This window comes from Thiobacillus sp. (assembly GCA_024235835.1).
Lineage (GTDB): Bacteria > Pseudomonadota > Gammaproteobacteria > Burkholderiales > Thiobacillaceae > PFJX01.
The window spans coordinates 266,613-280,640 of the sequence record JACKLQ010000001.1 but is presented as its reverse complement, the minus strand read 5'-3'; the positions used below and the strand labels follow the sequence as shown (position 1 = coordinate 280,640).

Here is a 14,028-nt window from a genome sequence, read left to right as displayed (position 1 = left end):
CAGTCCTCTTCCCTCATAGCTCAGTCCTGCCCAAACAGGTCCCGGCTGTAGACCTTGTCCGCCACGTCCCGGATGTCGTCGGTGATGCGGTTGGCGACTATGACGTCGGCCTGACGCTTGAACTCCGCCAGGTCGTTGACCACGCGGGAATGATAGAACTCGGCTTCCTTGAGCACGGGTTCGTAGACGATGACCTGGATGCCCTTGGCCTTGATGCGCTTCATGATGCCCTGGATGCTGGAAGCGCGGAAGTTGTCCGAGCCCGCCTTCATGATGAGGCGGTACACCCCCACCGTCTTGGGCTGGCGCTTGATGATGCTGTCCGACACGAAATCCTTGCGGGTGGTATTGGCGTCCACGATGGCGCGGATCAGGTTCTGGGGCACTTCCGAGTAGTTGGCCAGCAGTTGCTTGGTGTCCTTGGGCAGGCAGTAGCCGCCGTAGCCGAAGGAAGGATTGTTGTAGTGGGCGCCGATGCGGGGGTCCAGGCACACGCCCTCGATGATGTGGCGGGTGTCCAGGCCGTGGATGGAGGCGTAGGTGTCCAGCTCGTTGAAGTAGGCCACGCGCATGGCCAGGTAGGTGTTGGCGAAGAGCTTGATGGCCTCGGCCTCGGTGGAGTCCGTGAACAGGGCAGTGATGTCTTGCTTCACGGCCCCCTGCTTCAGCAGGTCGGCGAAGGTCTCGGCGCGGGCGGAACGCTCTCCGACGATGATGCGGGAGGGGTAGAGGTTGTCGTACAGGGCCTTGCCCTCGCGCAGGAATTCCGGCGAGAAGAGGATGTTGTCGCAGCCTAACTCGGCCTTCACCTTGGCCGTGTAGCCCACCGGCACGGTGGACTTGATGACCATGACTGCCTGGGGGTTGACGGCCATCACGTCCATGATGACCGCCTCCACGGAACGGGTATTGAAGTAGTTGGTCTCCGGGTCGTAGTCCGTGGGGGTGGCGATGACCACGAACTCGGCGCCGGCGTAGGCATCCTGCTTGTCCAGGGTGGCGCGGAAGTTGAGGGTCTTGTGCTTCAGGTAGTCCTCGATCTCGGTGTCGACAATGGGCGACTCCTTGCGGTTCAGCATCTCCACCTTCTCGGGGACGATGTCCAGGGCGACCACTTCATTGTGCTGGGCCAGCAGGATGGCGTTGGACAGGCCCACGTAGCCGGTGCCGGCGATGGCGATCTTCATTGCTTGACTCCCAAGGTTGCGATTTCACGAGAAATGGATGCCAGGGCGGCCAAGGGGTCGGCAGCCTGGGTGATGGGACGGCCGATGACCAGGTAATCGGCGCCTGCGGCCAGGGCCTGTCCGGGTGTGAGAATGCGGGTCTGGTCCCCTGCCTCCGCGCCGGCGGGCCGGATGCCCGGCGTCACCAGGGCGAAATCCCTGCCCAGTTCCCTGCGCAGACGGGGGGCCTCCCGGGCTGAACAGACCACGCCGTCCAGGCCGGCCTCCTGGGTCAGCCTGGCCAGGCGCACTACCTGGTCCTCGGGGGCGGACTGTACGCCGATGGCCAGCAGTTCCTCTTCCCCCATGCTGGTGAGCACGGTGACAGCGATGAGCAAGGGCCGTTCCCCTGTGCCGGATTCCAGCGCCTCCCGGGCGGCGGCCAGCATGCGGGGGCCGCCGGATGCGTGCACGTTCATCATCCATACCCCCAGCCTGGCGGCGGCCTTGCACGCCTGGGCCACGGTATTGGGAATGTCGTGGAATTTCAGGTCCAGAAAAACGGAAAAGCCCTGCTCCACCAGTTCCGACACGAAGCCCGGGCCGGCAGCCACGAACAATTCCTTGCCCACCTTGAAGCGGCAGGCCTCCGGCCTGACCCGGGCGACGAAGGCCCTGGCCGAGGCGGCATCCGGATAATCCAGGGCGACGATGATGGGACGTTCAGCCATGATCTCCTCTTTCCGGGGTGATGCTTTCCCATCGGGCACAGGCGGGACATTGCCAGAAGAATTGACGGGCCTTGAAACCGCAGTTTCCACACAGGTAATTGGCATCCTTGCTGACCTGCCGGTGCACCAGGTCCTGGGCCAACTGGTTCTCTATCTTGTTCTCGGCGGTATCCGGGTTGACCGCATTGCAGGCCTGGAGAAAATCGTCCAGGGCCCTCAGGCTGGGATTGCGCTTGAGCTCATCAGCCGCCAGTTGCCGGGCCGCCTGCCAACCCTGGCTTTCCGCCACGCTCTGGAACAGCAGGTGCAACAGGTCGGCGCTGGGCCGCCGGTCCAGATAGGCCCGCAACAACTGCAGGCCTTCCTGTCCGAGTCCCTGCCGGACATGGGCCTGCATGAGCCGCTCGGCCACCAGCGGCAGATAGGCGGGATTGACCTCTTCGATGCGGCGCCAATGCCCGATGGCCTGATCATCCTTGCCGGTCTGTGCCTCCAGATCGCCCAGCATGATCCAGGCCCTGGCGGAACGGTGGTTCTGGGCCAGGGCGCTCCCCAGGTGACGCCTGGCTTCCTCTCGCTCCCCCTTCAGGGACGCGGTGGCGGCCAGTTCGCAGTAAAAATGAGCCACGTCGGCGTTGAGGGCCGGGCAGCCCATCTTTTCCAGCCGTCCCGCGGTCTGGATGGCCTGGGCCCAGTCCTTGGTGAGCATCTGGATATCCAGGATGTGGCGCAGGGCGTCACGGGCGTAGCTCCCCGTCTCCAGGCGGCGGAAGACTTCCTCGGCCCGATCCAGCAAGCCGGCCTTGAAGAAATCCTGGCCCAATTCGTACAGGGCCTTCATGCGGGGGTCCTGGGCCAGGTCGGCCCGGTCCACCAGGTTCTGGTGGATTCGGATTGCCCGGTCAAGTTCACCCCTGCGGCGGAACAGGGCCCCCAGGGCGAAATGCAGTTCCAGGGTATCCGGGTCCATCTTTGCCACTTCAAGGAAGGCCTCGATGGCCTTGTCCGGTTGCTCATTGAGCAGGTAGTTGAGGCCCTTGAAGTAGGAACGGGGCACGGCACGGGATTCATGCATCACGTGGTGGATGTCCACCCGGGCCGCCGCCCAGCCCAGGGCGAAGAAAAGGGGAATCACCAGGAGATGCCAGGCTTCGAGTTCCACTTGCTTATCCCTGTTTGTATTGCTTGCGCAGGCCGCGCAATTCCCGGTGATTGCGCAACTGGCGCACGCTGCAGAGCAGGAGTCCCATCACCAGACCAACGGCAAAGGCCACGAAGATGACCAGGATCAGGGGGGCCTGCCACTCCAAACCAAGGAAATAGCGCACGGTGACGAAATCACTGTTCCGAACGGCCAGCCCCAGCAGGAGCAGGAACAGGAACAGCTTGAGGATTAGAAACAGCGTGCGCACGAAGATGATTGGTGGGCTATCTGCACGGAGCCTGCATTGTAGCGGCGAACATGCTTCATCGTAATGAAGGCGCGGCGCAAATGAAAAGGCGCCAGCTCGACATCGAGCCAGCGCCTTTTGAAGCTGCTGTATCCTGGCGCCCGCTGTGGGCCCACGAAGTTCCCGGGTTGTCCCGGAGAACGAATGGATTGCGGTCAGCCGTAGTCCACCCGATCCCGCAATTCCTTGCCGGCCTTGAAGTGGGGCACGTACTTCCCGGCCACATGGACTCTCTCACCGGTCTTGGGATTGCGCCCCACCCGCGGCGGCCTGAAATTCAGGCTGAAACTGCCAAACCCGCGAATCTCGATCCGCTCCCCGGTCACCAGGCTCGAGATCATGGCGTCCAGGATGGTCTTCACCGCGAGTTCGGCATCCGTCACCACCAGATGGGGATGGCGCTCCGCCAGCCGGGCAATCAGCTCCGACTTGGTCATGGCGCCCAACTCCATCACTCGCCGCTCTTGTTGTCGAGCTTGGCCTTGAGCAGGGCACCCAGGTTGGTGGTACCGGTGGACTGCTCGGAAGCCAGTTTGCGCAGTGCGTCAGCCTGTTCGGCCGCGTCCTTGGACTTGATGGAGAGGTTGATCTGGCGGTTCTTGCGATCCACGTTGATGATCACGGCCTCTACCTTGTCGCCTTCGTTCAGGTGGGTGCGGATGTCCTCCACGCGCTCCCGGGAAACCTCGGAGGCGCGCAGATAGCCTTCCACCTCCTCTTCCAGCAGGATCACGGCACCCTTGGCGTCCATGGACTTCACGGAGCCGGTGACGATGGTGCCCTTGTCATGGGTGGCCACGTAGGCATTGAAGGGATCGCTCTCCATTTGCTTGACGCCCAGGGAGATGCGTTCCTTTTCCACGTCGATGGCCAGTACCACGGCTTCCACTTCCTCGCCCTTGCGGTAGTTGCGGATGGCTTCCTCGCCGGGCAGGGTCCAGGACAGGTCGGACAGGTGTACCAGGCCGTCGATGCCGCCTGACAGCCCGATGAACACGCCGAAGTCGGTAATGGACTTGATCTGGCCGGACACCTTGTCGCCCTTCTTGAAATTCATGGCGAAATCGTCCCAGGGGTTGGCCTTGCACTGTTTCATGCCCAGGGAGATGCGGCGGCGATCCTCGTCGATCTCCAGCACCATGACTTCCACTTCGTCGCCCAGGGAAACCATCTTGGAGGGGTTGACGTTCTTGTTGGTCCAGTCCATCTCGGACACGTGCACCAGGCCCTCGATGCCCGGCTCGATCTCCACGAAGGCGCCGTAGTCGGTGAGGTTGGCCACCTTGCCGAACATGCGGGTGCCGGTGGGATAGCGTCGGGACAGGCCCACCCACGGATCTTCGCCCAGCTGCTTCAGGCCCAGGGAGACGCGGTTCTTCTCCTGGTCGAACTTGAGCACCATGGCGGAGACCTCGTCCCCCACATTGACCACCTCGGTGGGGTGCTTGACCCGGCGCCAGGCCAGGTCGGTGATGTGCAGCAGGCCGTCGATGCCGCCCAGGTCCACGAAGGCGCCGTACTCGGTGATGTTCTTGACGATGCCCTTGACGGTGGCGCCTTCCTTCAGGTTGGCCAGCAGCTGCTCGCGCTCGGCGCCCATGCTCTGCTCCAGCACGGCCTTGCGGGACACCACCACGTTGTTGCGCTTGCGGTCCAGCTTGATGACCTTGAAATCGGATTCCTTGCCCTCGAAGGGGGAGGTGTCCTTGATGGGACGCACGTCCACCAGGGAACCGGGCAGGAAGGCGCGAATGCCGTTGCACATGACGGTGAGGCCACCCTTGACCTTGCCGTTGATCACGCCCTTGACGATGCGCCCCTCTTCCATGGCGGCTTCCAGATCCAGCCAGGCGGCAAGACGACGGGCCCGGTCACGGGACAGCTTGGTATGACCGAAGCCGTCCTCGATGGATTCGATGGCGACCTGGATGAAATCGCCCACCTGCACTTCCACCTCGCCGCGGTCGTTCTTGAACTCCTCGACGGGGATCAGGCTCTCTGACTTGAGGCCGGCATTGACAGTGACAAAGTTGTCATCGATGCCGACGACTTCGGCGGTGATGACTTCGCCCTGACGCATTTCCTGCTTGGAGATGCTTTCTTCGAAAAGGGCGGCAAAGGATTCCATGGATTCCATGGCGGGGGTGGCGGTAGCAGTGGACATGAACAAACCTGATGTGAACCGCGCCAAACTGGCTAGGGGCGGGGGGGTTAGTTAAACAATCAAGGCCGCTCTGGAGCGGCCTCTCGGCTCATCGGGCGGAAGGTAGGCCTGGCGTCGAGTCGCGATACCAGGCCAACACCTGCTCCACGGCCTGATCTATGGTGAGATGGGTGGTGTCGAGCAGTTTGGCGTCCGCCGTCTGCCGCAGGGGTGCGGAAGATCGGGCAGCATCCCTTGCGTCCCGTTCCTGCAAATCCTGCAACAGGTCCGCGAGATTAGCAGCGAATCCCTTTTCGATCAACTGCTTATATCGCCTTTGGGCCCTTTCCTCCGCCGTGGCGGTGAGAAATATCTTGAGCGTGGCATCCGGGAAGACGGTGGAGCCCATGTCCCGGCCGTCGGTGACCAGGCCAGGGGCCTGGCGAAAGGCCCTCTGCCGCTCCAACAAGGCCTCCCGCAGGGCAGGCAGGGCGGCTATTTTCGATGCTGCCCGGCCAGCTTCTTCCGTGCGGATGGCATCGCTCACCGTCTTGCCCTCCAGAAAAACCTCGCCCCCTTTGAAGATGAGGTCCAGGCCCAGGGCCAGATGTGCCAGGGCAGCCTCGTCCGCCAGATCCACGCCTGCTTGCTGGGCCGCATAGGCCGTTACACGATAGATGGCGCCGCTGTCCAGGTAATGGAATCCCTGGGCCTGGGCCGCCAGGGCGGCCACGGTACCCTTGCCGGACGCCGAAGGGCCGTCGATGGCGATGACGGGGACCACGCTCATTGGCAGATGCTCCTGAAGGCGTCCCAATAACCGGGGAAGGTCTTGTTCACGCACTTGGGATCGTTGATGCGGATGGGCACGCCCGCCAGGGCCACCAGGGAGAAGCACATGGCCATGCGGTGGTCGTCGTAGGTGTCGATGGCCGCGCCGGGAACCAGCTTGGCGGGCGGGGTGATGCGGATGTAGTCGGCCCCCTCTTCCACCTCGGCACCCAGCTTGCGCAGCTCCTTGGCCATGGCGGCGATGCGGTCCGTTTCCTTCACCCGCCAGGATGCGATGTTCCTCAGGGTGGTTGTGCCCTCGGCGAACAGGGCCAGGATGGCCAGGGTCATGGCCGCATCCGGGATATGGTTGCAGTCCAGGTCCAGGGCATGCAGCTTGTCGGCGCAGCCCAGGCGGCACTCGATCCAGTTGGGACCGAAACTGAGCTCCGCCCCCATGCGGGCCAGGGCCTCGGCGAAACGCACATCCCCCTGGATGCTGTTGCGACCCACGCCCTCCACGCCCACGGGGCCGTGGCCGATGGCGCCGGCCGCCAGGAAATAGGAGGCGGAAGAGGCATCCCCTTCCACCTCGATGCGGCCCGGACTCTTGTAGGTGGCCGCGGGCACGGTGAAACGTGCCCAACCTTCCCGCTTCACTTCCACGCCGAAGCGCTGCATCAAGTTCAGGGTGATTTCCACGTAGGGCTTGGAGATGAGTTCTCCATCCACCCGCACGACCACTTCCCGGCCCAGCAGGGGGGCGGCCAGCAGCAGGCCGGTTAGGTACTGGCTGGAGACGTTGCCCTTGACGGTGATTTCGGTGTCCCGGGGTTCCGGCGGCAGGATGTGCAGGGGCGGGTAACCCTCGTTCTCGGAATAATCGATCTGGGCGCCGGCCTGACGCAGGGCATCCACCAGGTCGCCGATGGGCCGCTCGTGCATGCGCGGCACGCCGGACAGGGTGTAGTCCCCCTGGGCGAAGGCGCAGGCGGCGGTGAGGGAGCGGAAGGCCGTGCCGGCATTGCCCAGGAAGAGGTTGGCATACTTGACCGGAAAGGCCCCGCCCACCCCTTCGACACGGTAGTTGTCCGTGCCCTCGTGGCGCTGCCAGTTCACACCCAGCCGCTGCAAGGCATCCAGCATGACGTGGGTGTCATCGGACTCCAGGAGGGCCTCCACTTCCGTGGCACCTTCCGCCAGGGCCGCCAGCAGCAGCACCCGGTTGGAAATGCTCTTCGATCCGGGCAGGCGCACCTTGCCGCGTCCCCCCTTCGCAGGGGTCAGGTCGATGTATTCACTCATTTCTGTCTTTGTTCCAGTTGACGCGGGCGGTACGGGCCCGCTCGAAAAGCTCCTCCAGACCGGTGCCGTCACCCCGCTCGATAAGGGCGCGGATCTCCTTCAGCTTGGCGATGTAGGCGTCCAGTTCCGTCAGCAGGGCGGCGCTGTTGGCCAGGGTGATGTCCCGCCACATCTCCGGGTGGCTGCCGGCTATGCGGGTGAAATCCCGGAAACCGGCGCCAGCGTAGCGAAAGTAGACCTCGGCCCTGGATCGGCCCGCCAGTTCCTCCATGAGGGCAAAGGCCGCCAGATGCGGCAGGTGGCTCACGGCGGCGAAGACACCGTCATGTTCCACAGGGTCCATGCGGGCCACTTTGGCGCCACAGGCAGCCCACAGGTATTCAACCCGGTCCACGTCCCCGGCCCGGTTCTCAGGCAGGGGCGTGAGGATGAAGGGCTTGTCCTGGTACATACCGGCGCGGGCAGCGGCGGCGCCGCTGGTCTCCGCCCCGGCAATGGGATGGCCGGGCACGAATTGGGCCACCTTGTCACCCAGGCCCTCCCGGGCGGCGGCGATGACGTCCTGCTTGGTGCTGCCCGCATCGGTGACGATGCAGTCCGGCTTCAAAGCAGGGGCGATGACGCGGAACAGTTCCGGCATGGCCCCCACCGGAATGGCCAGCAGCGCCAGGTCCGCCCCGGCCACGGCCGCGGCGGGATCATCGGCGATGCGGTCGATGATTCCCGACTGCAGAGCCAGGTCCAGGTTGGCGCGGGAGCGCCCCGCCCCCACCACCTGCTCCACCAGGCCGCGGCGCTTCAGGTCCAGGGCAAAGGAACCGCCGATGAGACCCACGCCGATGACGGCCAGGCGCCTGATCATGCCGCGCCTGCCGTCACCGGGCCCGAATCCATGACCTGGGCCAGCACATGCAGGAACCGGGAGTTCTCTTCCGCCAGGCCAACGCTTACGCGCAGATGTTCGGGCATGCCATAGCCGGAGATGGGACGCACGATGACGCCCCGCTCCAGCAAGGCCCGATTCACGCGGGCCGCGTCACCCACGCGGCAGGCGACGAAATTGCCGTGGGAGGAGATGAAGGGGATATCCAGTTCCTCGAAGCCTTCGGTCAGCTGCGCCATGCCTTCCTGGTTGACCTTGAAGCTGTGGGCCAGGAAGGTCTCGTCTTCCAGGGCCGCAATGGCCGCGGTCTGGGCCAGGCTGCTGACGTTGAAAGGCTGGCGCACCCGGTTGAGCAGGTCCGCCACCGCCTCGTGGCACACGGCATACCCCACCCGCAGACCGGCCAGGCCGTAGGCCTTGGAGAAGGTGCGGGTGACGATGAGGTTGGGATGGGCGTCTATCCATGCCAGGCTGTCGTTGCGCAGTCCGGCGGGCAGGTATTCGTGATAGGCCTCGTCCAGGACGATGCCCACGTGGGATGGCACCCGTTCCACGAAGGCCTCGAGGGCTCGGCCGTCCACCAGGGTGCCCGTGGGATTGTTGGGGTTGGCGATGAATACCAGCCGGGTGTCGGGGCGGATGGCCGCCAGCATGGCCTCCAGGTCGTGGCCCCAGTCCCGGGCCGGGGTCTCGATACCCTGGGCCCCTGCGGCCTGGACGGCCAGGGGATAGACGGCGAAGGCAAATCGGGAATAGACGGCGCTGGTCCCCGGAGCAAGGAAGGCCCGGGCGGCCATCTCCAGCACGTCGTTGGAGCCGTTGCCAAGGACGAGGCGTCCTGTTGCAACGCCCAGCCGTTCCGAAAGGGCATGTTTCAGTTCATAGCCACCGCCGTCCGGATAACGTGCCAGGTCACCGAGCCTGTCCTGGATGGCCGACAGGGCCCGGGGACTGATACCCAGGGGGTTTTCGTTGGAAGCCAGCTTGACGATCTGGTTCTCGTCCAGCCTCATTTCCCTGGCGAGTTCGGCTATCGGTTTGCCAGGCTGGTAGGGGGCAATGGCGCGAATATGCCCAGGCGCGGTGTCGCAGAAATGCATGCTTATTGATCCGTGATTCAGGCTCGGGGGTAGGCGCCCAGCACCTTGACGAAGGCACAACGGTCTTCCAGGTCCTGCAGGGCAAGCTGGATGTCCGGGTTGTCCCGATGCCCCTCCAGATCCAGGTAGAACACGTATTCCCAGGCACCGTTGCGGGCCGGTCTGGATTCCAGCTTGGTGAGGCCGATCTTGCGTTGGGCCAGGGGCGTCAGGATGTCCAGAAGCGCGCCGGGGCGGTTTCTGGTGGAGAGGACGACGGAAGTCTTGTCCCGACCCGAAGGCGCCACCGTCTCCCGTCCCAGGACCAGGAAGCGGGTGGTGTTATTGGCGTCATCCTCGATATCCCGGCCAATGATATGCAGGCCATAGTGTTCCGCCGCCAGTTCGCTACCGATGGCGGCGGCATTGGGGTCCTCGGCGGCCATGCGTGCCGCCTCGCCGTTGCTGCTGACCGGAACGGTCTCCACGCCGGGCAGGTTGCGGGCCAGCCAGTCATGGCACTGGGCCAGGGACTGGGCGTGGGAATAGACCACCTGGATGCCATGCAGGACAGGCAACTTGCGCATCAGGTGCTGACGCACCCGCAACAGGACCTCGCCGCATATGGTCAGGGAGGTGCCCAGCATCAGGTCCAGGGTGCGGGATACCGCCCCTTCCGTGGAGTTCTCCACGGGCGCCACTCCGTAGTGGGCCTCGCCCCGTTCCACGCTCTGGAACACCTCGTCGATACTGGCGCAGGGCATGCCCCTGGCGGCATGGCCGAAATGCTTCACGGCGGCGGCCTCGGAAAAGGTGCCTTCCGGGCCCAGATAGGCGATGGTGAGCCTTTGCTCCAGGGAGCGGCAGGCGGACATGATCTCCTTGAACACCACGGCCACGGATTCCGCGGTGATGGGCCCCGGATTGGCGACCTGCAGGCGGGCCACCACCTGGGCCTCCCGCTCGGGCTTGTAGATGATGCCGTTCTTCAGGTGGCCCACGGCCTGGGCCAGGCGACCCCGTTCATTGATGAGGGCCAGGACCTGCTCATCCAGGGCATCGATCCGGTCCCGCAGGCGCAGGAGTTCTTCGCGTTGGCTATCGTCGTTCATGGTCTAGGAATGCTTCAGGCAGGCAGGTAGCGCACCCGCAGCACGCCCTCGATGGCGCCCAGCTGGCCGATCACCTCTTTTTTCACCGGACTGTCCACATCCACCAGGGTGAAGGCCATGTCGCCCTTGGACTTGTTCACCATGTTGTGGATGTTCAGGCCGCCGTCAGCCAGGGCCGTGGATATCTGGCCCAGCATATTGGGCACGTTGGCATTGGCGATGGCCAGGCGGTAGGCGGACTCCCTGGGCATGGACAGGTTGGGGAAGTTCACCGAATTGAGGATGTTGCCGTTTTCCAGGAAATCAGAGATCTGCTCCGACACCATGACGGCACAGTTCTCCTCCGCTTCTTCCGTGGAGGCCCCCAGGTGCGGCAGGGCCACGAAACGGGGTTGCTGGCGCAGCAGGTTGCTGGGGAAGTCGCACACATAGGCATGCAGACGGTTGTCGTTCAGACCGGCCAGCACCGCTTCCTCGTTGACGATGCCGTCCCGGGCGAAGTTGAGCAGCACGCAACCCTTTTTCATGATCTTCACCCGGTCGGCGTTGATCAGGTCCCTGGTGGCGGGCACCAGGGGCGTGTGCAGGCTGATGAAGTCCGCGTGCTTGACCAGGTCATCCACGCTGGCGGCCTTCTTCACCTGGGCGGGCAGGCGCCAGGCTGCGTCCACGGTGATCTCCGGGTCGTAGCCGATGACGTGCATGCCCAGGCGGATGGCCGCGTCCGCCACCATGGAACCGATGGCCCCCAGGCCGATGACCCCCAGGGTACGTCCCGGCAGCTCATGTCCGACAAAATGCTTCTTGCCCGCCTCCACCTGCTTGTGCAGGGCCTCGCCGTCCCCTTCCAGGCCGGCCACGAAGTTCAGGGCGGGAAACAGATTGCGCGCACCCATGAGCATGCCGGCGATGACCAGTTCCTTGACTGCGTTGGCATTGGCCCCCGGAGCGTTGAACACCACCACGCCCCGTTCGCTCATGGCCTTGACGGGGATGTTGTTGGTGCCCGCGCCGGCCCGGCCGATGGCCAGGACACTTTCCGGAATGGGCATTTCATGCATGACCTGGGACCGGACCAGGATGCCGTCCGGCTCGGCCACGTCGTTGCCCACGGTGTAGGTGTCCGGCAACTGGGACAGGCCTTTCTTGGAAATGGCGTTGAGGGTCAGGATTTTCTTGGGAGTGGCCATGGATGGTTCTTTCTTTCCTTGCGGTACGAAAAAAACCGGCCGGCGTTCTGGGTGAATGCCCGGAGGCCGGCCGCCAAGCAGACTGGATCAGCCGTGGGACTTCTCGAAGGTCTTCATGTAGTCCACCAGGGCCTGGACGCCCTCCACGGGCATGGCGTTGTAGATGGAGGCCCGCATGCCGCCCACGGAACGGTGTCCCTTGAGCTGCACCAGGCCCCGCTCCTTGGCGCCTTTGAGGAAGGCCTCGTCCAGGGCGGCGTCCTTCAGGGTGAAGGGCACGTTCATGCGGGACCGGTTCTCCACCGCCACGGGGGAGTTGTAGAACTCGGTGGCATCCATATAGCCATACAGCAGATTGGCCTTGGCGATGTTCTGCTTTTCCATCTCCACCAGGCCACCCTTGGCCTTGAGCCACTTGAACACCAGGCCGGCGATATAGATGCCGTAGGTGGGCGGGGTGTTGTACATGGACTCGTTGTCGGCGTGGGTCTTGTAGTCATACATGGTGGGGGCGCCCGCCATGCATTGGCCGATGAGGTCATCCCGCACGATGACCACGGTTACACCGGCGGGGCCGATGTTCTTCTGGGCGCCGGCATAGATCACTCCGAACTTGGAGATGTCCATGGGCCGGGACAGGATGCAGGAGGACATGTCCGCCACCAGGGGCACGTCGCCGGTCTCGGGGGTCCAGAAGATCTCCACGCCGCCGATGGTCTCGTTGGGGGTGTAGTGCACGTAGGCAGCGTTGGTATCCAGCTTCCAGGCGTCCTGGGCAGGCGCGTAGGAGAAGTTCTTGTCCTCGGAACTGGCCACCACGTTGACGCCGCCGAACTTCCTGGCTTCCTTGATGGCCTTCTTGGACCACTCGCCGGTATTCAGGTAGTCGGCGGAGGCCTTGCCCCGCATCAGGTTCATGGGAACCATGGCGAACTGGCTGGAGGCCCCGCCCTGGAGGAACAGCACCTTGTAGTTGGCGGGAATGCCCATCAGCTCCCGCAGATCGGCCTCGGCCTGGGCCTGGATGCCCATGTATTCCTTGCCGCGATGGGACATCTCCATGACGGACATGCCGCAGCCTTGCCAGTTGACCAGCTCGTCGCCGGCCTGCACCAGCACGTCACGGGGAAGCACGGCGGGGCCGGCGCTGAAGTTGTAGATGCGTTCCATGATTGAACCTGTTCCGGTAGTGGGTTGAAAACCTGTAGCGGCCTGTCGGCAAAACCCGACAGTCCCCTAGTCTACCGAATCAGGTCCCCTTCGTGGCCCCCGAGCTGTGGTGTCAATGACCGCCGGCGTGTTCCTCGGCGGCCGGGGCGGCAGGGGCCCGGGTACGCCGGCTGGCGCGGCCGGGCTTGGGCGGCGGCGCATCCAGCCCCTGCATCAGGTCAAGCCTGGCGATGCGGCCCGCATCCGTCTCGCCGTTCACGTTGATGATGTTGAGCTTGCCATGGCCCTGGCCCATCTCGTTCTTGAAGTCGTACACCGCGCCGACGATGGTGAGGGTGCCCTTCAGGACCTCTTCCTCGAACTTGTTCATGGCCTGGCGAACCTGGTTGTTGACATTGAGCTTGACGCTGGAAAGGCCTCCCTCCCCCTTGGGGATCTGGATGGTGTCCAGTTCGTTTCGGATGGGTCCCGACTCCTTGGCGTAGTCGCCGGAGGCCGCCTTGATGGCGCCGCAGGCCACGTGGCCGACGATGAGCAGCAGGGGCGTATGCAGGTGATGCACCCCGTATTCCACGGATCCCTCGGCGGTGCTTATCTGGTTGCCGATGTTGCGGATCATGAACATGTCCCCGTCCGGGGATCCATCCAGGGCATGGGTGTGCACCCGGGAGTCGGAACAGGTGATGACCGTCGCGCGAGGGTGCTGACTTGTCTGGAAATGGCTGAAATGGTCCGCCTTGTGGGTCTGCACGAAGCGCTGGTTGTCCTGCACCACGTTCTTCAGCATGGCCTTGGCTGCCTCGTTGCCAGCCTTGTCGTTGAGGGTGGCGGCATATTCCCGCAGCACCTGCTTGACGATGAGGCGAATCTTCTCCTGTTCCGCCTCGTCTACACTGGCTGCGCCGGCGCCCCGGACCATACCCGCGGCCCAGAGCATTGCCAGGACGGCCAACAGTGCAAATCGCTTCATGGGGTTCCTCCCGCTTGAATGGAATGGCCCCATATCGGCCGCGGGCGGAAAAACTTC

At 64.1% G+C, this 14,028-nt stretch carries 12 protein-coding genes and 1 pseudogene; all 13 read right to left on the bottom strand.

The features are described from left to right. Positions 1-20: 20 nt before the first annotated feature. A complete protein-coding gene (locus tag H6935_01405) occupies positions 21-1,187 on the bottom strand; it encodes a nucleotide sugar dehydrogenase (GenBank protein ID MCP5277000.1) in 1,167 nt (388 codons plus the stop codon). Continuing rightward, entirely contained in the window at positions 1,184-1,897 is a 714-nt protein-coding gene (pyrF, locus tag H6935_01400; protein ID MCP5276999.1) for an orotidine-5'-phosphate decarboxylase, read from the bottom strand. Before pyrF ends, H6935_01405 begins: the two co-directional genes overlap by 4 nt. Further along, complete coding sequence (lapB, locus tag H6935_01395) at positions 1,890-3,059, bottom strand: lipopolysaccharide assembly protein LapB (GenBank protein MCP5276998.1); 1,170 nt, start codon at positions 3,057-3,059, stop codon at positions 1,890-1,892. The genes pyrF and lapB overlap by 8 nt, the downstream gene beginning before the upstream one ends. A 4-nt stretch (positions 3,060-3,063) precedes the next feature. Then, positions 3,064-3,309 (bottom strand): LapA family protein, encoded by a 246-nt coding sequence (locus H6935_01390; GenBank protein ID MCP5276997.1) that lies wholly within the window; start codon positions 3,307-3,309, stop codon positions 3,064-3,066. A 194-nt stretch (positions 3,310-3,503) separates the two neighbouring features. Continuing rightward, complete coding sequence (locus H6935_01385) at positions 3,504-3,785, bottom strand: integration host factor subunit beta (GenBank protein ID MCP5276996.1); 282 nt, start codon at positions 3,783-3,785, stop codon at positions 3,504-3,506. Positions 3,786-3,799: 14 nt separating this feature from the next. Next, positions 3,800-5,512, bottom strand: coding sequence for a 30S ribosomal protein S1 (rpsA, locus tag H6935_01380; protein ID MCP5276995.1), 1,713 nt, complete (start codon positions 5,510-5,512; stop codon positions 3,800-3,802). Between the two features lie 88 nt (positions 5,513-5,600). Further along, the gene (locus tag H6935_01375; GenBank protein MCP5276994.1) at positions 5,601-6,281 is read right to left on the bottom strand and encodes a (d)CMP kinase; all 681 of its coding nucleotides are present in this window, start codon (positions 6,279-6,281) and stop codon (positions 5,601-5,603) included. Beyond that, positions 6,278-8,429, bottom strand: a pseudogene (gene aroA, locus H6935_01370) (3-phosphoshikimate 1-carboxyvinyltransferase). The gene H6935_01375 and the pseudogene aroA overlap by 4 nt, the downstream one beginning before the upstream one ends. Continuing rightward, positions 8,426-9,550: a histidinol-phosphate transaminase gene (locus H6935_01365; GenBank protein ID MCP5276993.1), complete on the bottom strand. Its 1,125-nt coding sequence runs from the start codon at positions 9,548-9,550 to the stop codon at positions 8,426-8,428. Before H6935_01365 ends, aroA begins: the two are co-directional and overlap by 4 nt. A gap of 17 nt (positions 9,551-9,567) precedes the next feature. Next, positions 9,568-10,641, bottom strand: a complete 1,074-nt coding sequence (gene pheA / locus H6935_01360; GenBank protein MCP5276992.1) for a prephenate dehydratase — start codon at positions 10,639-10,641, stop codon at positions 9,568-9,570. A gap of 14 nt (positions 10,642-10,655) precedes the next feature. Next, positions 10,656-11,831 carry a phosphoglycerate dehydrogenase gene (locus H6935_01355; protein ID MCP5276991.1) on the bottom strand — a complete coding sequence of 392 codons (1,176 nt, stop codon included), beginning with the start codon at positions 11,829-11,831 and terminating at the stop codon, positions 10,656-10,658. Between the two features lie 87 nt (positions 11,832-11,918). Beyond that, positions 11,919-13,001, bottom strand: coding sequence for a 3-phosphoserine/phosphohydroxythreonine transaminase (gene serC, locus H6935_01350; protein MCP5276990.1), 1,083 nt, complete (start codon positions 12,999-13,001; stop codon positions 11,919-11,921). A gap of 112 nt (positions 13,002-13,113) precedes the next feature. Continuing rightward, a complete protein-coding gene (locus tag H6935_01345; GenBank protein ID MCP5276989.1) occupies positions 13,114-13,920 on the bottom strand; it encodes a carbonic anhydrase in 807 nt (268 codons plus the stop codon). Positions 13,921-14,028: the final 108 nt, after the last annotated feature.

Coding starts and splice junctions, on each gene's coding strand:
- serC (MCP5276990.1), bottom strand. CDS start 13,001: ATGGAACGCATCTACAACTTCAGCGCCGGCCCCGCCGTGCTTCCCCGT.
- rpsA (MCP5276995.1), bottom strand. CDS start 5,512: ATGTCCACTGCTACCGCCACCCCCGCCATGGAATCCATGGAATCCTTT.
- pyrF (MCP5276999.1), bottom strand. CDS start 1,897: ATGGCTGAACGTCCCATCATCGTCGCCCTGGATTATCCGGATGCCGCC.
- H6935_01375 (MCP5276994.1), bottom strand. CDS start 6,281: ATGAGCGTGGTCCCCGTCATCGCCATCGACGGCCCTTCGGCGTCCGGC.
- H6935_01385 (MCP5276996.1), bottom strand. CDS start 3,785: ATGACCAAGTCGGAGCTGATTGCCCGGCTGGCGGAGCGCCATCCCCAT.
- H6935_01345 (MCP5276989.1), bottom strand. CDS start 13,920: ATGGTCCGGGGCGCCGGCGCAGCCAGTGTAGACGAGGCGGAACAGGAG.
- H6935_01365 (MCP5276993.1), bottom strand. CDS start 9,550: ATGCATTTCTGCGACACCGCGCCTGGGCATATTCGCGCCATTGCCCCC.
- pheA (MCP5276992.1), bottom strand. CDS start 10,641: ATGAACGACGATAGCCAACGCGAAGAACTCCTGCGCCTGCGGGACCGG.
- H6935_01405 (MCP5277000.1), bottom strand. CDS start 1,187: ATGAAGATCGCCATCGCCGGCACCGGCTACGTGGGCCTGTCCAACGCC.
- H6935_01355 (MCP5276991.1), bottom strand. CDS start 11,831: ATGGCCACTCCCAAGAAAATCCTGACCCTCAACGCCATTTCCAAGAAA.